The sequence below is a fragment of the Polynucleobacter sp. AP-Elch-400A-B2 genome, assembly GCF_018688355.1.
Lineage (GTDB): Bacteria > Pseudomonadota > Gammaproteobacteria > Burkholderiales > Burkholderiaceae > Polynucleobacter.
The window spans coordinates 325,238-343,805 of the sequence record NZ_CP061317.1 but is presented as its reverse complement, the minus strand read 5'-3'; the positions used below and the strand labels follow the sequence as shown (position 1 = coordinate 343,805).

21 protein-coding genes are annotated in these 18,568 nt (G+C 45.5%); 10 read left to right on the top strand and 11 right to left on the bottom strand.

The genetic code is table 11. The features are described from left to right. Positions 1 to 15: 15 nt before the first annotated feature. The 3 genes from FD977_RS01835 to FD977_RS01825 form a co-directional block, all read right to left on the bottom strand. The gene (locus FD977_RS01835; RefSeq protein ID WP_215305890.1) at positions 16 to 1,200 is read right to left on the bottom strand and encodes an ABC transporter substrate-binding protein; all 1,185 of its coding nucleotides are present in this window, start codon (positions 1,198 to 1,200) and stop codon (positions 16 to 18) included. Between the two features lie 146 nt (positions 1,201 to 1,346). Then, positions 1,347 to 2,276, bottom strand: a complete 930-nt coding sequence (locus FD977_RS01830; RefSeq protein ID WP_251369512.1) for an EamA family transporter — start codon at positions 2,274 to 2,276, stop codon at positions 1,347 to 1,349. Next, the gene (locus tag FD977_RS01825; RefSeq protein ID WP_215305889.1) at positions 2,269 to 3,912 is read right to left on the bottom strand and encodes a GMC family oxidoreductase; all 1,644 of its coding nucleotides are present in this window, start codon (positions 3,910 to 3,912) and stop codon (positions 2,269 to 2,271) included. The genes FD977_RS01830 and FD977_RS01825 overlap by 8 nt, the downstream gene beginning before the upstream one ends. 113 nt (positions 3,913 to 4,025) lie before the next feature. Here FD977_RS01825 and yjgA point away from each other — a divergent pair, with 113 nt between their 5' ends. Continuing rightward, the gene (gene yjgA, locus FD977_RS01820; protein WP_215305888.1) at positions 4,026 to 4,553 is read left to right on the top strand and encodes a ribosome biogenesis factor YjgA; all 528 of its coding nucleotides are present in this window, start codon (positions 4,026 to 4,028) and stop codon (positions 4,551 to 4,553) included. Here the strand turns inward: yjgA and FD977_RS01815 are convergent. The 3 genes from FD977_RS01815 to pcaD are packed head-to-tail and all read right to left on the bottom strand — an operon-like array spanning position 4,550 to position 6,662. Then, positions 4,550 to 5,626, bottom strand: a complete 1,077-nt coding sequence (locus FD977_RS01815; protein ID WP_215305887.1) for an acyltransferase — start codon at positions 5,624 to 5,626, stop codon at positions 4,550 to 4,552. The two genes, yjgA and FD977_RS01815, sit on opposite strands and share 4 nt — an antisense overlap. Positions 5,627 to 5,635: 9 nt before the next feature. After that, the gene (locus FD977_RS01810) at positions 5,636 to 5,815 is read right to left on the bottom strand and encodes a hypothetical protein (protein WP_215305886.1); all 180 of its coding nucleotides are present in this window, start codon (positions 5,813 to 5,815) and stop codon (positions 5,636 to 5,638) included. A 31-nt stretch (positions 5,816 to 5,846) separates the two neighbouring features. Beyond that, on the bottom strand, positions 5,847 to 6,662 hold the full coding sequence (gene pcaD / locus FD977_RS01805) for a 3-oxoadipate enol-lactonase (RefSeq protein ID WP_215305885.1): 816 nt from the start codon (positions 6,660 to 6,662) through the stop codon (positions 5,847 to 5,849). Between the two features lie 114 nt (positions 6,663 to 6,776). On the opposite strand from pcaD, the gene FD977_RS01800 reads away from it, so the two are divergent. From FD977_RS01800 to FD977_RS01785, 4 genes are read left to right on the top strand one after another with little or no spacing between them, the layout of a single operon-like run. After that, positions 6,777 to 7,787: a tripartite tricarboxylate transporter substrate binding protein gene (locus FD977_RS01800; protein ID WP_215305884.1), complete on the top strand. Its 1,011-nt coding sequence runs from the start codon at positions 6,777 to 6,779 to the stop codon at positions 7,785 to 7,787. A 14-nt stretch (positions 7,788 to 7,801) separates the two neighbouring features. Beyond that, positions 7,802 to 8,710 (top strand): amidohydrolase family protein, encoded by a 909-nt coding sequence (locus tag FD977_RS01795; RefSeq protein WP_215305883.1) that lies wholly within the window; start codon positions 7,802 to 7,804, stop codon positions 8,708 to 8,710. 27 nt (positions 8,711 to 8,737) lie between these two features. Continuing rightward, positions 8,738 to 8,965 carry a hypothetical protein gene (locus tag FD977_RS01790; protein ID WP_215305882.1) on the top strand — a complete coding sequence of 76 codons (228 nt, stop codon included), beginning with the start codon at positions 8,738 to 8,740 and terminating at the stop codon, positions 8,963 to 8,965. A 27-nt stretch (positions 8,966 to 8,992) separates the two neighbouring features. After that, complete coding sequence (locus FD977_RS01785; RefSeq protein ID WP_215305881.1) at positions 8,993 to 9,364, top strand: hypothetical protein; 372 nt, start codon at positions 8,993 to 8,995, stop codon at positions 9,362 to 9,364. A gap of 42 nt (positions 9,365 to 9,406) precedes the next feature. On the opposite strand, the gene FD977_RS01780 is transcribed toward FD977_RS01785, so the two are convergent. The 3 genes from FD977_RS01780 to FD977_RS01770 form a co-directional block, all read right to left on the bottom strand. After that, positions 9,407 to 9,784 (bottom strand): type II toxin-antitoxin system death-on-curing family toxin, encoded by a 378-nt coding sequence (locus FD977_RS01780; protein ID WP_215305880.1) that lies wholly within the window; start codon positions 9,782 to 9,784, stop codon positions 9,407 to 9,409. A 4-nt stretch (positions 9,785 to 9,788) separates the two neighbouring features. Next, a complete protein-coding gene (locus FD977_RS01775; RefSeq protein ID WP_215305879.1) occupies positions 9,789 to 10,037 on the bottom strand; it encodes a hypothetical protein in 249 nt (82 codons plus the stop codon). A gap of 123 nt (positions 10,038 to 10,160) precedes the next feature. Next, complete coding sequence (locus FD977_RS01770; RefSeq protein ID WP_215305878.1) at positions 10,161 to 10,478, bottom strand: hypothetical protein; 318 nt, start codon at positions 10,476 to 10,478, stop codon at positions 10,161 to 10,163. Positions 10,479 to 10,773: 295 nt separating this feature from the next. On the opposite strand from FD977_RS01770, the gene FD977_RS01765 reads away from it, so the two are divergent. Together FD977_RS01765 and FD977_RS01760 are read left to right on the top strand one after the other, a co-directional pair. Further along, a complete protein-coding gene (locus tag FD977_RS01765) occupies positions 10,774 to 11,271 on the top strand; it encodes a (2Fe-2S)-binding protein (RefSeq protein ID WP_215305877.1) in 498 nt (165 codons plus the stop codon). A gap of 10 nt (positions 11,272 to 11,281) precedes the next feature. Then, positions 11,282 to 13,510 (top strand): xanthine dehydrogenase family protein molybdopterin-binding subunit, encoded by a 2,229-nt coding sequence (locus tag FD977_RS01760; protein WP_215305876.1) that lies wholly within the window; start codon positions 11,282 to 11,284, stop codon positions 13,508 to 13,510. Between the two features lie 122 nt (positions 13,511 to 13,632). On the opposite strand, the gene FD977_RS01755 is transcribed toward FD977_RS01760, so the two are convergent. Next, positions 13,633 to 14,904 carry a serine hydrolase gene (locus tag FD977_RS01755; RefSeq protein WP_215305875.1) on the bottom strand — a complete coding sequence of 424 codons (1,272 nt, stop codon included), beginning with the start codon at positions 14,902 to 14,904 and terminating at the stop codon, positions 13,633 to 13,635. 176 nt (positions 14,905 to 15,080) lie between these two features. Between FD977_RS01755 and FD977_RS01750 the strand changes: the two genes are divergently transcribed. The 3 genes from FD977_RS01750 to cobA are packed head-to-tail and all read left to right on the top strand — an operon-like array spanning position 15,081 to position 18,229. Next, positions 15,081 to 16,796 (top strand): nitrite/sulfite reductase, encoded by a 1,716-nt coding sequence (locus FD977_RS01750; protein WP_215305874.1) that lies wholly within the window; start codon positions 15,081 to 15,083, stop codon positions 16,794 to 16,796. A 13-nt stretch (positions 16,797 to 16,809) separates the two neighbouring features. After that, positions 16,810 to 17,364 (top strand): DUF934 domain-containing protein, encoded by a 555-nt coding sequence (locus tag FD977_RS01745; protein WP_215305873.1) that lies wholly within the window; start codon positions 16,810 to 16,812, stop codon positions 17,362 to 17,364. A gap of 7 nt (positions 17,365 to 17,371) precedes the next feature. Further along, entirely contained in the window at positions 17,372 to 18,229 is an 858-nt protein-coding gene (cobA, locus tag FD977_RS01740; protein WP_215305872.1) for a uroporphyrinogen-III C-methyltransferase, read from the top strand. Here cobA and FD977_RS01735 read toward each other — a convergent pair. Then, the gene (locus FD977_RS01735; RefSeq protein ID WP_215305871.1) at positions 18,152 to 18,520 is read right to left on the bottom strand and encodes a sirohydrochlorin chelatase; all 369 of its coding nucleotides are present in this window, start codon (positions 18,518 to 18,520) and stop codon (positions 18,152 to 18,154) included. The two genes, cobA and FD977_RS01735, sit on opposite strands and share 78 nt — an antisense overlap. Positions 18,521 to 18,568: the final 48 nt, after the last annotated feature.

Genomic DNA, 18,568 nt, shown 5'->3' with positions numbered 1-18,568 from the left:
CCAATCTAAGAAAGATTACTTCTTCTTAGCTGTAGCATCTTCAGCATTCAAGAACTCAACCTTACCGTCCTCAACAATGCCCATCACTACGTCTTTAGCTTTAATAGCTTCATGATCGGCTGCAGAAAATGGCTTGTTATATGACATTACAACGCCATCAATAGGGGTTTTCAGGTCTTGCAATGCGGCCAAGATCTTTGGTCCTTCTGTACCCTTAGCTTGCTTGATAGCGGCTGCCAAGAGGTATACAGAATCGTAACCTTGAGCAGCTGACACTGGGGAAGCGATGATGCCGTTCTTTGGCTTGAAATCTTTCAGGTATGCCTCAACGAAAGCTTTACGCTTTGGTGTTGTTGGGGGATTCTGAATGAAAGTCTCTGGCATGGTTGCGCCGTTACCGTTCTTACCAGCTGTATCAATAAAGCTAGCCATAGATAATGTCCAAGAACCAATCAGTGGTTTTTTCCAACCCAACTTCGCCATACCGTTCGCAATTTGTGCCAACTCAGGTCCGATTGCGTAAGTCAAAATAACTTCTGCACCCGCATTTTTTGCCTTGAGCAACTGTGAAGTCATATCCACGTCACCAAGGTTGAACTTTTCAGTAGTCACTGGAGTTACGCCATAAGTCTTGAGCGCTTTCTCTAAGTCTTCACGACCTAACTGACCGTAGTTAGTAGAGTCAGCCAAGATAGCTACTTTCTTCAAGCCACGCTTCTCAACCGCTTCTTTAGCGATCATTGGAGCCTGGATGTTGTCAGCAGCAGAGGTACGGAATACATAGTTCTCAGCAGCGTTAGGGAATTGCTTAGTAATCAAAGTGCCAGTAGCAACGTTGTTGATGACTGGGATCTTTGCCTCTTGGAAGAAACGCTGGGAAGCCAAAGCCACGCCAGTGTTGATGTAACCCAAAGTAGCAGCTACTTTTTCGTTATTAATCAATTCTTGAGCAATTTGTACACCACGCTCGTTTTTAGCTTCGTCATCGCGCTCAACTAAAACAATCTTGTTGCCGTCAATGCCGCCAGCAGCGTTAATTTCTTTCGCAGCTAAACGCACGCCATCACGCATACTCACGCCCATTGAAGCTGAGCCGCCAGTGAACGGGCCAATTACGCCTACTTTGATATCGGCAGCATAAGCGCCGGTTGATAACATTGCAGCAGCAGCCACTGCAAAAATGTGACGACGAATATTCATAAAGTCTCCATGACTAAAAATGCTAATTAAATAAATTCTATTTTTGGACACAACTTAAAGCGAATAGCCATCTTACAGTCAATGTAGAGGCAAAAAAAGAGGTTTGTATTAGGGTTTTACATTAGCTCCTAGCGATAAAAGTCGTTTTAAAAAAAATGACGACTTCGCTCCCGCAATGCAGGCCAGAAAAGATTTACCACTAAACCAGCAATTACGAGGCCTGCAGCCATGATTTTCCAGTTTGGCAAGGCCTCGCCCAAGAAAAAGGCTGATGCCCCCATTCCAAAGATAGGTACTAGCAGGGGGGCGGGGGCCACTACGGCTGCTGGATGCTTTGACAGTAGCCAGCCCCAAGCAGCATAGCCAAACAGGGTATTTGCCCATGCCTGCCAGAGCACTCCAATCCAAGCTCCGAGAGGTGCTACTAGGGTGATTTCCCATAAATGGCTGGCGCCACCCTCAAAAATGAGTGAAACAAGTAGTAATGGAGGGATAGAGAAGGCGCTGGCCCAAACCACATAAGACAGCATATTGATGGCGCCAGCCTTACGACTCACTGTATTAGCGACCCCCCAAGAGAAACCCGCAAACACGACTAAGGCCAGACCCAGGAAAGTCGTTGTGGCATCGGTGTGCAATGCAATGATGACCAAACCCGTCATTGCTACCGCTACGGCCACTGCCTGATAAAGCCTCAGACGTTCTTTAGCGAAGAACATCGCAAAGCCAATCGTAAAAAATACCTGCGTCTGAATAACCAGTGATGCTAGCCCAGGAGAAATACGCCCATCAATCGCGAAATACATCACGCCGAACTGCCCCACCCCAGTTGCCAAACCATAGATACATAGGTTAGTCCAAGAGACCTTGGGTTTAGGCATAAAAAATACTACGGGCAATAAAGCAAAAATGTATCGCAGAGCAGCGAACAAAAATGGTGGGAAGCTCTCAAGAGAAACTTTGATCACTACAAAGTTAGTTCCCCAAACAGCAACAATGGCGAGCGCTAATAATAAGTGGCTTGCAGGAAGCCCAGGATGCAACTGCGAACTGCCTGATGATTTTGAACTACTCACCAGTAAACAGTTCAACAGCGCGTTGCGCAATCATCATGGTAGGTGCTGCAGTATTGCCTGAAGTAATTGTTGGCATAGCAGATGCATCCACCACCCTTAGATGATGAATGCCCCGAACTCGTAATTGTGTATCCAGTACTGCCATCGGATCACCATCGCGCCCCATCTTGCAGGTGCCTACAGGATGGAAAATCGTTGTGCCAATATCGCCAGCAGCTTTGATAAGTTCCTCATCGCTTTGATATTGCTTGCCCGGCTTGTACTCATCTGGTGTGTACGGCTTGAGCGCAGGGCTCTCCACAATCTTGCGCGTGAGGCGCAATGAGTCGGCAGCAACTTTGCGATCTTCATCAGTAGATAAATAATTTGGTGCAATCACTGGCGGTGCCTCTGGATCAATCGAGCTGATATGCACACTACCACGAGATGTTGGGCGCACGTTACAAACGCTCGCAGTAATTGCATTGAAGGAATGCAAATCATCACCGAACTTTTCCAGCGATAGCGGTTGAACGTGATACTCCAAATTGGCAGAGGGCTGATCTGGTGAGCTGTATGCAAATGCACCCAGCTGCGAAGGAGCCATCGACATCGGGCCAGAGCGCTTAAGCACGTACTCCATACCAATTAATAGCTTGCCAAGCAAGGAGTTCGCTTTGGTATTGAGAGTCTTGATACCATTCACTTTGTAGATCATGCGCAATTGCAAATGGTCTTGTAAATTTTCACCAACACCTGGTAAATCTGCAATGACGGGGATACCCAGTTTATTCAGATGCGCAGCTGATCCAACGCCCGAGCGTTCTAGAACCTGCACACTACCAATGGCACCTGCACTCAAAATCACTTCACCTTGATTGGCGGTACCAAGAGCAGTGCAATGCACATCGATGGTTTTGCCATCTTGAATATATTGAACGCCGTAGCAATTTTTAGAGTTTGGATCAATCAATAATTTATTGACCATCGCTTGAGTAACTACAGTGAGGTTAGATCGCTTAGCAGCATCACGTAAGAAGGCTTTGGAAGTATTGAGACGCCAACCTTTGCGCTGACTCACATCAAAGTAACCCACTCCAAAATTATCACCTTGGTTAAAGTCATCTGATGCCGGAATACCCGCCTCTACTGCAGCTTCTTTGAAAACATCCATGATGGGCCAACGCAAACGCTGCTGAGACACAGTCCACTCACCACCTTTGCCATGCCACTGATTAGCGGCACCGTGATAGTCCTCAAATGATTTGTAGCGACGCAATGCGTTTTGCCAAGACCAAGAGTCATCACCAGTTGCTTTCACCCAAGAGGCGTAATCGCCCTCTTGGCCGCGCATATAGATCATGCCGTTGATAGATGAGCAGCCACCCAAAACACGGCCGCGTGGATAGAGCAGTGAGCGTCCGTTTAAACCTTTTTCAGCAGCAGTCTTAAAACGCCAATCCGCTCTTGGGTTATCGATGCAATATAGGTAGCCAACTGGTATGTGTATCCAGATGTAGTTATCGTTTTTACCGGCCTCAATCAAAAGCACTCGTTTAGCCGGATTTTCAGTCAAGCGCTTGGCAAGCATGCAGCCTGCGCTGCCAGCGCCGATGATGATGTAGTCGTAGGTGTTTTGATGGCTTGTTGTGCTCATATCTCTAGTTATATAGACGCCCTTTTATAAACTCTATTATTTACCAAATCTTCCAATAAGAAGAAATTGGGCGATTCAGCTAGAAACGGCAAATACCCGTCTAAAATACGCCCATGCATGTCAATGAAAAGAACCGCACTCCCAAGAAAGATGATCTTGATGAGGGGCCCAGCAAATCCGAGCTAAAGCGCTTGATGACTCAGCGCCAGAAACTGGCCGAAGTTTTAGCAGCGCTTAGTAGCGATGCCTTGAAGACCATTCCAATGGATGAGGCTATTAAGGTCTCTATTGCTGAAACCAACAAGATTAAGAGTTTTGAGGCGATTCGTCGTCATAAGCAATACCTTGGCAAACTAATGCGCTTTTTAGATGAGGAAGAATTGGATGCCATTCAGAAACGTTTAGATGCTATTCAAGGCGTTAGCAAGGCAGAGACTGCAAAGCTGCATCATCTGGAGTCGTATCGCGATCGCCTGATTGCCAATGATGAAACCTTTACGAAGATGATTGAGCAATATCCCGATATGGATATTCAGAATATGCGCACCCTCATTCGGAATGCACGTAAAGAAAAGGAAACCAATAAACCTCCTAAGGCTTATCGTGAAATCTTTCGTGTCTTAAAAGAAATGGGGCTTTAAAATTTAATTCTTCTAGATGGTAGCTCTACCCATCGATAGAGATAATTGGCGGCCTGCCAACTTGCCATAATAGAAATAAATATTAGGACGATCGCCATTGCGCCATCATGGTGTTGACTCATGCCCCAGCTGATATAAATCGTATTAGCCAGCAAAATAAAACAGAAGTGCATTAAAAAAACGCAGTACGACCTTCTGCTGCTCCATAAGATGGCATTCACCAACTTGTGCATTTGTGAATTTTTCTTTTCACGCCATCGATCAAGGTACGCCCAATCACCCCAAAAGATCAGCGTAATCGCAACAACATACGCCAAAAGATTGCGAAACCAAATCTGCTGGAAACTACTAATCACAATAGCTGCCCCAATTACTATTATCAGCGTGCTGGCGAGGCGGTTAATCAATCGATCGGGATAATTTTTGCAAAGCTGCGCCAAAACGCCTAAGCCATAAGGACCCATGAAGTAAATAAAATAATTTTCATATTCACTATGTCTATTAAAGTACAGCAAAGATAAAACGCAGAACACAGCCAAAATCCAGATTGCGGATCTAAAGACAGGAAACATTCCTAAGAGGATCGCCAAGATGGCATATAGCTGCCAATCTATTCCCACATACCAGATGCCAGCAGAAATTGAATCTAAACCTAAAATACCCTGAAGGAAAAATAAATGCGCTAGAAATTGCCCCAATGTTTCTGATTCTCCAACAAATTCATCTTGAACCCAAAAACGTGCAAGCCATGCGCAAATGATGGTAATAATTAATGCCACTACATAAGGAGCGAATAATCGTATGTAACGATTGAAAATTGTCCTGAAGAGAATGTGTGGATTTTTTAAATCTTTTGCACGCGTGATTGACTTAGCCGCCAAATAACCACCCAGTACCAAAAAAATCTGCACAGCAAAACGACCATATTCAAACAACCAAGTCAGCATTATTGGAAGAAAGTTTCGAGCATCCTCAGCCAACTGACCATAGTTCAAAAAATGGTGAAGAACAATCGCAAAAGCTGCGAAAGTCTTTAAGAAATCAACTAAAAGATAATGATTTTTGGATTGCAATGCGGCGATCTATTTTGACTTTGTCTTAGTCTTGCCCATCAAAGAGGCGAGCATAGGATTGCTACTAGCAAGCTCCTTTTTGGTTTTAGCAATGCCCTCTGCCGTACCTGGCTTTGGCGTCTTAGCAGCATTTTTCATGCGCTGTGCAGTTGCCAGAGCTAGGTTTTTATAAAGATCTGTTTTTTTCATTGGCATAGCGCTTTAGTGTTTACATACATTCCTACAAAGTATTATCCACTGTATCAATAAAGTCCCTAATGGTGCGGTTAAATGCCTCTGGTTGCTCAATATTAGATAAGTGCGCTGCATCTTCCAATATGACTAACTTTGAGCCATCAATCATGCGATTGAGCACAATGGCTTGGTCCACGGTACAGGCCGGATCCTGACGCCCTGTCAGAATCAATGTTGGGGCCTTAATTTTTAAGAGCATAGTAGTTTGCGCCATATCCCTTACTGCACTTGCGCACCCCAGATAACCCTCAACCCCAGTGCCCAAAATCATCTCGCGCACTTTGGCTATGTCTTGAGGCGCGCGAGAAATAAATGGGGCGGTAAACCAACGCTTAATCGTGCCATCTACCAAGCCGGCAATGCCTTCTTTGCGCGCAAGTTCAAAACGCTCCTCCCACAAACTACGTGGAGGCATTTCACTGGCCGTGTCGCAGAGGGATAGAGAATAAACACGTTCCGGAAAGCGAGCACCTAACTGCTGACCAATCATGCCTCCCATCGACAATCCAATGAAATGTACTTTATCAATCTTTAAGGCATCCAATAAGGCAACCGCATCATCCGCCAATTGAGGAATGCTATAGGGCGCTGGAGTTGTTTCAGAGTCACCGTGCCCACGCTTATCAAAGCGGAGAACTCGATAACGATCACTTAATGCAGGCACGTTCCAATCCCACATACTGCAATCCGACATGAGGCTATTGGCCATCATCACCACATGACCATCACTAGGACCATCAAAACGATAGGCAATATTGACCCCATTGACCTTGATGATCTGTTTTTCTAGTTTTTGGCTCATTTGTCTCTGCTTTCTGGCTGATTTAGCAATTTGTATATATCCCATCTTGATCATGGAGATCTTGAAAGGAGCATGGTAGATTATCCAATGAAACTATAAAAATACTCAGGAGACATGATGCAACAGACATTGCAATCCCCTCGTTTACTTAAGCGCAACTGGATGTTGAGCTTATTCATCAGCTTAGGGCTTAGCCTCAACCTGATTTCTACAACTGCAAACGCGCAAAGCTATCCTAATCGGACCGTAAAGATGATTGTGCCTCTCACTACTGGGTCTGGTGCTGACATTGCGGGACGTATTACTGCCAAAAGCCTTTCTGAAACCTGGAAACAATCCGTCATTATTGAAAATCGTCCTGGTGCTGGTGGCTTAATCGGCACTGGTGCAGTGGTGGGTGCCGAACCTGATGGCTATACCCTGCTCGTGCAATCCGCTTCATACGCGGCCAATCCAGCCATTTATAAAAAGCTGCCTTACGATCCACTCAAGAGCTTAGTGGATGTCGATATTCTTGGGCAAACACCTTATGTCTTAATTACTTCCGCAGACGGTCCGTACCAGTCTGTTCGTGATTTAGTCATTGCGGCCAAGTCTAAACCTGGTGAAGTGACTTTTGCATCTGCAGGTGTTGGCAGCTCGACTCACCTTGCTGCCGAGTACTTCAATCAAATGATGGCCATCAAGCTTATTCATGTTCCTTACAAAGGATCACCAGAAGCCATTCAAGATACGATGGCTGGACGTACCGCTTTTTATATGGCGCCACTCGATACTGCTATCGGGCAACTCAAGGGTGGCAAAGTGAGAGCGCTTGGGGTTACTAGCAAAGCGCGTAATGCTGCCGTGCCAGATATTCCGAGCATTGCCGAGCTGGGTTATGCCAACTTTGAAATTGGTCTGTGGTTTGGTGTTTGGGCGCCGGCTGGCACACCAGCAGCGATTGTGAAAAAGATTAATCAAGATATTAATTTGGCAATGCAATCTCCTGAAGTGAAGACTGCTTATGAGGCTAAAGGTATTAAAGCAACTCCCATGAGCCCGCAAGAGTTCGGTAAGTTTGTGCGCGAAGAAATGGCGAAGTATCAGAAGATTGCTAAAGACGCCAACATTGAACCTCAGTAACTAACTAAAGTAAATTGAACTCCACTCACGCTGCACCACTTTGCCAAGCCCCAGATTCGGAAATTCGATCTCCGAAGATTCAATTTCCTGCTGGGGCGGTAGATTGTCATGCCCATATATGTGGGCCAGCTCTAGATTTTCCTTATGCTGATGAGCGCATCTACACTCCGCCTGATGCCACACTGAGCCAATTTCAATCTTTATTGAGCATGCTGAGTGTTGATCGCGCCGTCTTAGTTCAGCCCAGCGTGTATGGCACAGATAATCGGGCCATGCTCGCAGCACTCTCTACAAACTCCAACAAATTTCGTGGGGTTGCAGTGATCGACCCCAAGATCTCGGATGCGCAATTGGAAACCATGCATCACGCTGGTGTTCGTGGCATTCGTTGCAATGTCGTAGATGTTGCCGATAAATCAAAAGGTTTACCGATTGACGAGTTCACTGCAATCGCCAAACGCATCAAACCCTTTGGGTGGCACTTAGAGCTACTCGCCCACGTCAATGAATACCCCGATCTCGCCACAACATTTGCAAACTTTCCAGTGGACTTGGTATTTGGACACTTTGGCTATTCCCACTCAAGACATGGTGTGAATGACCCCGGATTTCAAGGCTTACTAGAACTACTACGAGAGCAAAAGGCCTGGGTCAAAATGACTGGTCCCTACCGCATTTGTGATGGGGACTTGCCCTATGCGGATATGCGAGCATTCAATGATGAGGTAATCAAGGCCAATAGCAATCGATTAATCTGGGGTAGCGATTGGCCGCATGTCATGGTCAAAAAGCAAATGCCGCACGATGCTGATCTCTGTGATCTATTGGGGTCTTGGGTATCTGATCAAGAACTTAGAAAAACGATTCTCTCGGACAATCCCTGTATGCTATATGACTATCCAACCTTCACCGGCACTCAATAGACATTAGCAAGAAAGAATACAAACCCCATGGATAACACTCTTACTATTATTCTTGGCATTGTTGCCATGCTACTTCCACTGGTGGTGGGTCGCCTGGTATGGAAACGCTTTGACCAATACTTTGGTCGTAATGATGAAGCTTATATGGATACCCTAGAATACTTTCTCAAGAAGCTTGGCTTGACGATCTTGATTGCTTTTATTCTCTTGTGGATTGGTATCAGCCTTGTGTTTAGCGGTAGTGCCAATCCCTAAATATTTCACCAACAAAGACTGCCTGCTGTGAATGATCAATTCAAAACCTTTTTCAATAAAGCGAAACTGAACTTTGCAGTACTTGCCAGCATATTGATGCTGGCCGTCTTAGGAAAGATGACCAACCCTGAGCTCACCAATCAAATTTTTCAGACTGCAGATGAACTGGTTTCTGAACTCATCCTGCTATTTATTGCCATCACGCTTGGCGCTTTTATCCCCAACTTCAAACTAGTAGTCTTCGGAGCGATTGCAGCCTTTATTGCGGCAGCAATAGCCATTCAAACAGATACGTTTACATACCTGACGACTGAATACCTTTTTGCTGCTCTGATCGTGGTTCTAGGCTTCGCATCGATTGCCAATCTGTATCGACACTACAGAGAAGTTCAGTTTTAAGCTTCTGAAGCCTGATGCTTGCAATCAGGAGGCTAAGAATTTTTAGTTATGGGATCTCAGCCAGGCAGCCAACTCAATTTCTGTTTTTCTGTCTGTAGCAACTTCGATAATCCAATCGCCTAAGGCCAGCCCAGAAAACTTTATCGAAATACCGTTACTTTTTAATATCAGAAACAAAATGGTGGCAGCAGTTCTTTTATTGGCATCATTGAAACAGTGCCCCTTAGCTATAAAAACTGCATAGCATGCAGCCAAATCACAGTAGTCAGATATAAATCCATATTGCAAACGATTGTGAACCCTGGCTAATACTGCGTCTAAGGACTTATCTTTTGCCAAGCCCTGCAACTCGTTTGCGCCGATGATAGAGTCATGAATAGCGATCACTTGCGTCGTACTGAGAACGTTGAACTGAGTCATCTCTTTACTTATCCTTCAGATACTCCAGTACATGACTGATTTCATGTAAATCATTCTGCAGGAATGCACTTACCTGCTCATCGCTAATTTGCTTGAGCTCAATGTCCGAAACAGCACTTTTAGGTACAAAGTATCCAATGGCCTCATTGCGATTGAGAATTGCAACGGGACTATTTCCGGCCCTAGCAATTACCTTATTTGGCTCCCGTAACTCAGTCAAAGAAGCCGTTAAGGATGTTAGTAAGATTTCCATGATCTCTCCACGATTAAATATATATTTAATTATATATTTAAGTATTCATAATTACAAATTAAGTAGGATTTAGCCATAAAAATCCTTAAATTAGGGGGTCACCCACCCCCCCCTCCCTCTAAATCACCACCAGCTGTAATTCGCATCATGCCGATGGTATACCTCAAAAACTGGGTCAAATTCCGGATCCTGAAGCCACTTTCTCATTTGTCGGTCATTTCGGGTACGTAGTCGATGATCATATGCCTTGCGATACGAGCGCGGTGCAGTACTACCCATCGTTACCTGACTGTCAGAGTGATAGCGTGCAATCGCTTTTTGACCTAAGGCTGATCTTGAATCATGGCGTGGATATTGCACTCCCGGGATACGAGATCTCCAGTCAATTAAGACCCAACCATAATCATGCTGCTGATTTTTTCTTCTTAATGTACGTGACATAACAAACTCCTTTTTGATAGTTACGTCATGTCAATCTCCTTAATTAGATGCGGTACAAAATACTGATAGCGAAATTTTAGTTCTTAGCAAAAACCATTAAATAGAAAAGGTTGGTAGCGACTCAGCAATCCCGAAGCTGACCATTGTCATAAAAAGTAAATATTAATTAGGGTATCTACTCATCAATACTGAAAAGATGATGCTGCCGAGGGATTTGTTGCGCCTTACCTAATTACAGATGTGCCAAATCTTCCACAATCATTTAAAGTGATTCAAAACAGTAGAGGAGATCCTTATGCAGCTATCAGTTAATGGCAAGATTCACAATATTGATGTCGAGCCAACTATGCCCTTGCTATGGGCTATTCGCGAAGTAGTTGGCCTTACCGGAACGAAGTATGGATGTGGCGTGGCTCAGTGTGGTGCTTGTACGGTTTACCTCAATGGTGAACCCGTGCGCTCTTGCTCATTACCTGTCTCTGCAGTGGGTATAGCAAAAATTACGACCATTGAGGCGCTCTCTAAAAACAATACGCATCCCGTGCAACAAGCCTGGATTGCTCTTGACGTACCCCAGTGCGGTTATTGCCAATCTGGACAGGTGATGGCTGCTGCCGCTCTACTAAAAAGAATTCCGAAACCTACTGATGCTGATATTGATAGTGCCATGGGCAATCTCTGTCGCTGCGGTACCTATCAAAAGATTCGCGATGGAATTCATGTTGCCTCTGGTCAGAAGAAATTGGCAGAAGTACTGGCTCAGTACGACGCATCTCCTTCAACACGCGGCTAAGGAAATCGATATGACACTCAATACATTAGACACTCCATTAGTTAATATCTCACGTCGCGACTTCATTATTAAAGGCACCCTAGTAGGTGGAGGCTTAATGCTAGGCGTAGGCGTCCTACCTGAGGCATTTGCGCAAGCTGGCGCTAGCTATGATCCCAATACCCCTACCCAATTTGGTGATGCAGAGGTAAATGCATGGGTCAGCATTAAACCCGATGACACTGTGTTCATTCGGGTTGCTCGCTCTGAGATGGGACAAGGCACACGCACTGGCTTAGCTCAACTGGTGACAGAGGAGCTGGAGTGCAATTGGAGAAAAGTAAAAACACAATCCGCAACCCCGGGGCAGAGTTTGGCTCGTAAACGCGTGTGGGGAGAGCATGGTACTGGCGGTAGTCGTGGTATCCGGATATCAGAAGATTATGTGCGCCGAGGCGCAGCAGCAGCTCGCATCATGCTCGTACAAGCTGCCGCTAATCAGTGGAACGTTCCCGTTACGGAATTAAAGGTAGATAAAGGTGTCATTACGCATCTTCCGACAGGACGCAAGACTACCTACGGCAACGTTGCCGAGCTAGCATCCACCCTCACCCCACCCGATCCAAAATCAATTACCCTAAAAGATCCACGAACTTGGAAGGTTGCCGGCCAGCCCTATGCCCGGTTAGACACGGCCAATAAAGTCAACGGCAGCAAGGTATATGGTATCGACTTACAGCTCCCTGGAATGCTTTGTGCATCAGTTAAGTCTTGCCCTGTATTTGGGGGTAAGTTAGTGAGTTATGACGAAGCCAAGATCAGCAATCTGCGAGGAGTAAAGGGTGTTGTCAAAATTGATGACAGCACTCTAGCAGTAGTAGCCGATACCTGGTGGCATGCTAATGCCGCACTCAATGCTTTACCGATTGTTTGGGATGAAGGCAAAGGAGCCAACACCTCACAAGCTGGCATTAATCAGATGCTCAGAGATGGATTAGACGAACAAGGTGATTTCTGGCAACGTAAGGTTGGTGATGCCCCTGAAGTCATTCAGTCTTCCGCCAAGAAAGTCGAGGCAATTTATTTCACGCCATTTAGAGCCCACGTCACGATGGAGCCCATGAATGCAACAGTCAAGATTTCTGGTGACCGTGCGGAGGCTTGGGTACCTACACAAAACGGTGAAGGCTCTCATGCAGCCCTGTCTGAGGCAACTGGTTTACCGCTGGCCAATTGTGAAGTCTACAAACTAGATTCTGGCTGTGGATTAGGTCGCCGTGGATCGACTCAAGACTTTACGACTTACGCAGCAAAAGTGGCACAGAAGTTTCCTGGAGTTCCAGTGAAGGTGATTTGGAGTCGTGAAGAGGATATGACTCATGATTTTTATCATCCCATTGCTATGGCAAAGATGACTGCAGGCTTAGATGCCACTGGCAATCTGACCGGCATGCATATTAAGGTTGCAGGTCAATCCATTAATGCCACAGCTGCGCCGCAAAATATTAAAAATGGTAAAGATGAGCGTCAGTTACAAGGTTTTTATGAGAAAGGTCCAGATGCCCAATTAGGCTACACCTTCCCAAGCCTGCTCACTGAATATGTCATGAAAAATACGCACATACCAGTCGGTCCCTGGCGCGGCGTAAATACCAATCAAAATGGTATGTTCATGGAATGCTTTATGGATGAATGTGCCCAGGCTGCAGGCAAAGATCCAGTGCAATTTAGGCGTGCATTAATGCAAAACCATCCCAAGCATCTGGGTGTTTTAAATGCAGTAGCCAAAAAGGCGGAGTGGGATAAGCCATTGCCAGCGGGAACCTATCGTGGCGTGGCGCAATTTATGGGGTATGCCAGCTACTCTGCTTGCGTCGCTGAAGTCACGGTTCAAAACAACGTGGTTAAGGTCAATCGTTTGGTGTTTGCATTAGATGCCGGTCACATTGCGAATCCGTATTTAGCTCGTGAGCAAATTGAAGGGTCGGTAGCAATGGCACTTGGAGCGATCTTTCTTCCAGAAATTACGGTTGAAAAAGGTCGCATCAAACAACAGAACTTGGATACCTATCCACTGCTGAAATTGAGCTCCACACCTAGAATCGAAACCGTACTAGTTCCAACCTATGACTTTTGGGGTGGCGTTGGCGAGCCCACCATTTGCGTAGTAGGTCCTGCTGTAGCAAATGCTATTTCTGCAGCAATCGGCAGACCTGTGCGCAACTTCCCGCTATCCAAGGAGAATCTGAGCCTAGCTTAATAAGTGGCTTATCCCAAAATATTGCCGTAATACAAACTAAGCGAATCAAAAGCCCCTCAGTTAGACATGATGTTCAACTGAGGGGCTTTTTTTATTGGTGATCAGCAATCACTAGCATTAACTTACTTCTCAAGCGCTCCATAAATTAATGCATTGAGCTTCTCACGATGCACCTTACGGATCTCGCCTGGCGCAACACCCATCATGACAACGACCATTTGTTCTTTTGGATCAACAAAAAAGATGGTGCCGTAAGCGCCATTCCAGGAGTAGTCGCCAACGTTACCGTTGTTAGCTGATAGTCCTCGCTCTGTTCTCACGGCCACTCCTAAGCCAAAGCCATAACCAACTCGGGCAGGCTCAGTACCGCTCACATTATTTTTAATATCTTTATTTAAATGGTTGGCCGTCATGAATGCCACAGTTTGCGGTCCTAAGACACGCTTACCATCAATGCTGCCACCATTGAGCAACATTTGACCAAAGCGCAAATAATCGCCTGCTGTTGAGTAAGCGCATGAACCGCCACAATCAAACTTGACTTGCTTGGTATGAATATCAACCTTTTGCGGTTTCCCTGTTAAGGGATCTAATGGCAACGGTTGGGCCAAACGCGGGCGATCTTTTTCAGCTAACTGAAAGGATGTATTTGGCATGCCTACTTTGCTCCAAACACGCTCTTGCAAAACACCGCCAAGAGACTTACCTGCAATTTTCTCCTCGATGATGCCGAGCACATCTAGACCGAAGCCATAGTCCCAAACAGTGCCAGGTTCATATAACAATGGCGCCGCAGCCAACTTATCGATGAATTCTTCAGTCGAGAGATTGATTGCAGCGGGAGCCGAACCTGCAGGGTAGAACTGGTGAATTGGGGTTGCACCACGACCACCATATGTAAGGCCATTGGTGTGGCGCATCAAATCTTGTACGGTGATTGGATTTTTTGCAGGACTTGTAGTGAGCTTACCATCTGCATCCACCTGGCCGACTTTCATATTCTTGAATTGGGGCAACCAATCAGAGATTGGTGCATTGAGGGGCAGCTTTCCTTCCTCATAAAAGGTTAAGGCACCTACGGTTGCCATCACCTTAGTCATCGATGCCAAATTAAAAATGGCATCGGTTGTCATAGGTTTTTGATCATCTTTATCGAGATAGCCATAAGACTTATAAATACTCAACTTACCATTTTTGGAAACTGCCAATACAGCGCCCGGCATCTGATTGCTAGCAATCTGGTCTGCAAAGAAAGTATCAATACGCTTGAGACCTTCCTGCGTAAAGCCCTGACCTGATGCTGGCGGCAAGGGGGATTTACTAGTCTGCGCCATTAGCAATCCCGGGATAGCCAATATCGCAACAACGCTACTAGCTAAAAGTAATTTTTTCATTTGTTCTCCGATATCTATTTTTTATATACAACTGAGCCATCTTAAGCTCCGAGATGGGGTAAATTAGCCCTGATGAGCTAGGATTTACCCATCCCAATCTATATATACTTTTAGTTATATAGATTCAATATTTAAGTATTTGTAGTTATGTTCATAGCCCCAGACAATACAGGGCTATGTACAAATATGACCATATTGACCAAACCCTTGTAGATCAACGGGTTATCCAATTCCGAGACCAGGTTGAACGACGCCTGAACGGCACCCTAGCCGAAGAAGAATTCCGCCCTCTCCGTCTACAGAATGGTCTCTATCATCAGCGCCATGCGTATATGCTGCGCGTTGCCATTCCTTATGGCTTATTGAGTGCCAAGCAGCTTCGTACGCTCGCCTTCATTGCTGATAAATACGATCGTGGTTACGGACACTTCACAACCCGTCAAAATATTCAGTTCAACTGGGTAGAGCTAGAACAGACACCGGACATCTTGGCTGAATTAGCCAAAGTAGAGATGCATGCCATCCAAACATCAGGTAACTGTATTCGGAACATTACAAGTGATGCTTTTGCAGGTGTTGCTGCAGATGAATACATCGACCCAAGGCCCATCTGTGAGTTACTCCGCCAATGGTCAACATTACACCCAGAGTTTGCACACCTACCACGCAAATTTAAGTTTGCGATCAATGGCGCCAAAGAAGATCGCACAGTATTGTTGTGCCATGACGTTGGTATTGAACTCAAGAAAGATCCAAATATTAATAATGGAGAATTGACTGCTGATATTTATGCTGGTGGTGGTATGGGTCGCACACCCATACTGGGATCCTTAATTAAGCAAGGCTTACCATGGCAAGTTCTACCAAGTTACTTAACTGCATTACTGCGCGTGTACAACCGCTTTGGTAGAAGAGACAATCTATACAAAGCTCGTATCAAGATATTAGTAAAGGCGTTAGGTCCTGAAGAATTTGCACGCCAAGTTGAAGGTGAATGGGTGCATCTTCACAATGAAGTAAAACAGAGTAAAGATAATTTCACAAAGTCTGAGTGGGAGCGTGTTGCTAAACACTTTACTAAGCCTGCATATCAACGGTTGAATGCATTAAGTGATGAAGTCATTCTTGCAGCTGCTACCGAGGCCGAGAGAGGTGCTTTTGCTCGTTGGCTGGAGCGTAACGTCAAGCCCCATCAAGTACCAGGCTATGCCAGCGTCATCCTATCGCTCAAGCCTCACGGCACAGTTGCCCCGGGTGATGCTACTAGCGCACAGATGAATGCTATTGCAGATTTAGCTGATCAATATAGCTTTGGTGAATTACGGGTAACCCACGAACAAAACTTAGTGCTAGCTGATGTAGAGCAATCTAAACTATTGGAGCTCTGGCAAGCCGCTAAGCAACAGCATGTGGCACTTCCTAATATTGGATTACTCACTGACATCATCGCTTGCCCTGGTGGCGATTTCTGTTCACTAGCCAATGCCAAATCACTCCCCATTGCTAAAGCGATTCAGGAGCGCTTTGATGATTTGGACTACCTGTTTGACTTAGGTGATATTAGTCTGAATATTTCTGGATGTATTAATTCTTGTGGCCATCATCACGTTGGCAATATTGGTGTGCTTGGCGTGGATAAAGATGGTGAAGAGTGGTATCAAATCACTTTGGGTGGAGAACAAGGCAATGATGCCTCTATTGGCAAGGTAATTGGGCCCTCTTTCTATGCCAATGAAATCCCCGATGTAATGACTAGTCTCATCAATACCTACGTAGAGCAAAGATCTGCAGATGAGCCCTTTATCGAGACCTACCGCCGTCTAGGTGTGAACCCCTTTAAAGAAGCAGCCTACAAGAACAATGGCAAGTACTCTAAAGGGGCGAAAGCCTAATCCTGTAAAAACTATGAACAAGCAAATTATTTCTTTTCCAAAAGATGGCAAGCCAACCCTCATTGCCAATGAATGGCAGGTCTGGGATGGAGAGCGTGATGAGGGTGGCATCCCTGATTTAGAGCATGGATTCCACAAGGTATTGGTGCCATTTTATTGGTGGATTGCGCACTATAAAAATTCTGAAATTATTAAACGTGCCAATAAAGGTGAGATTGGGTTTTGGTTTGCTACTGATGATGACATCCTCAAGCATGCTGACATCATTGAGGAAAGCAAAAGCCTCCGGCCAGTGGTTGGTGCGCACTTCCCTATTTTTAGAGATGGGAGAAGCTTTAGTACTGCAGCGCTACTCCGAGGTCGCTTTGATTGGCAGGGTGAAGTTCGTGCGATTGGCGATGTCTTGATTGACCAACTCTTGCAAGGTACTCGAGTCGGCTTTGATGCTTTTGAATTGCGACCCGATCAAAATCTTGATGTCGCTCTTAAGCAGTTTGACCTCTTCTCAGTAGCCACGCAAAACAGCTGGCGCGATCAACGCAGCACTCAAAAGCCAGAGATAGCATAGACAGATCATGAGTAATCAAAGCAAGCTCGGAAAAGTATATTTAGTTGGCGCAGGCCCAGGGGCAGCTGATCTCATTACCGTGCGTGGTGCTAATTTATTAGCTAAAGCAGATATTGTGTTTCATGATGCCTTGGTAGATCCAGCTATGCTGGAACTCTGCCCCCAAGCCATCAAAGAGCCTGTTGGTAAGCGTTGTGGAAAGCTATCTTCCGCGCAATGCTTTATCAATAAGCGGCTGGGTGACGCAGCTCATAAATATCAAATCGTCGTGCGCCTTAAAGGTGGCGATCCCATGATGTTTGGCCGTGCTGATGAAGAAATCCAAGCCCTAAAAGATCGTCAGATTGAAGTGGAAGTAGTGCCCGGTATTACAGCCGCTTTAGCAGGTGCTGCTGCTATTCAGCAATCACTCACCCTGCGAGGCATTAGTAGAAGTGTAGCTTTTATGACTTTGGCCCAAGCAAATGAGGCTACAGAAAATATAGCAGGTGAAATAGAGAAAAATCATAATGTCCCTTTGAAAAATCCAAGTGCTGATACTTTGGTTTATTACATGGGTCGCAAAGATGCTAGCAATATTGCCAAACAATTAATTGAAGGTAACTCTCAACATACTAGCGAAACCCCGGTTCATATACTGGAAGCGGTCAGCACTAAGAATGAGCGCCATTGGTCTAGCACCTTAGGCGAACTGGCGATTAGTAGGTCAAATGATTGGTTTGATAGTACTTCTCCAGCATTGATTATGGTTGGTGAAGCCTTAAGAGAAAAGCGGCAGCCAACAGAGTTACAGAGCTCTACCGCCAAAATCGATGATGGCTTGCAAGACAGCCTCATCTTCGCCAACGGCAGGCGTAGCGCTTAATTTAACTGCTGGGAATTTCTCCTGGCAGGCTGATAGCAATGCCGGAAAGTCATTACGCAAATGGCCGCCTTGACCAAAAAAGACCGGCACAACCACTACCTCCGTAACACCAGTAGCAACCTGGGATGCAATTGCCTGCCCTAAGCTAGGCTCCATCAACTCTAAAAAGGCTACTTCCACCAAAGTATTGGGATGCTGAGCCCTCCAGAGGGAAGCTAAGCGATCAAAAGGCTCACGCCATCGTGCATCACGAGCGCCATGACCAAATAAAACAATTGCCTTCGTATTCATGCAAACCTTTTAAACTATCAATATTAATATGCAAGCTTACCCTGAAAT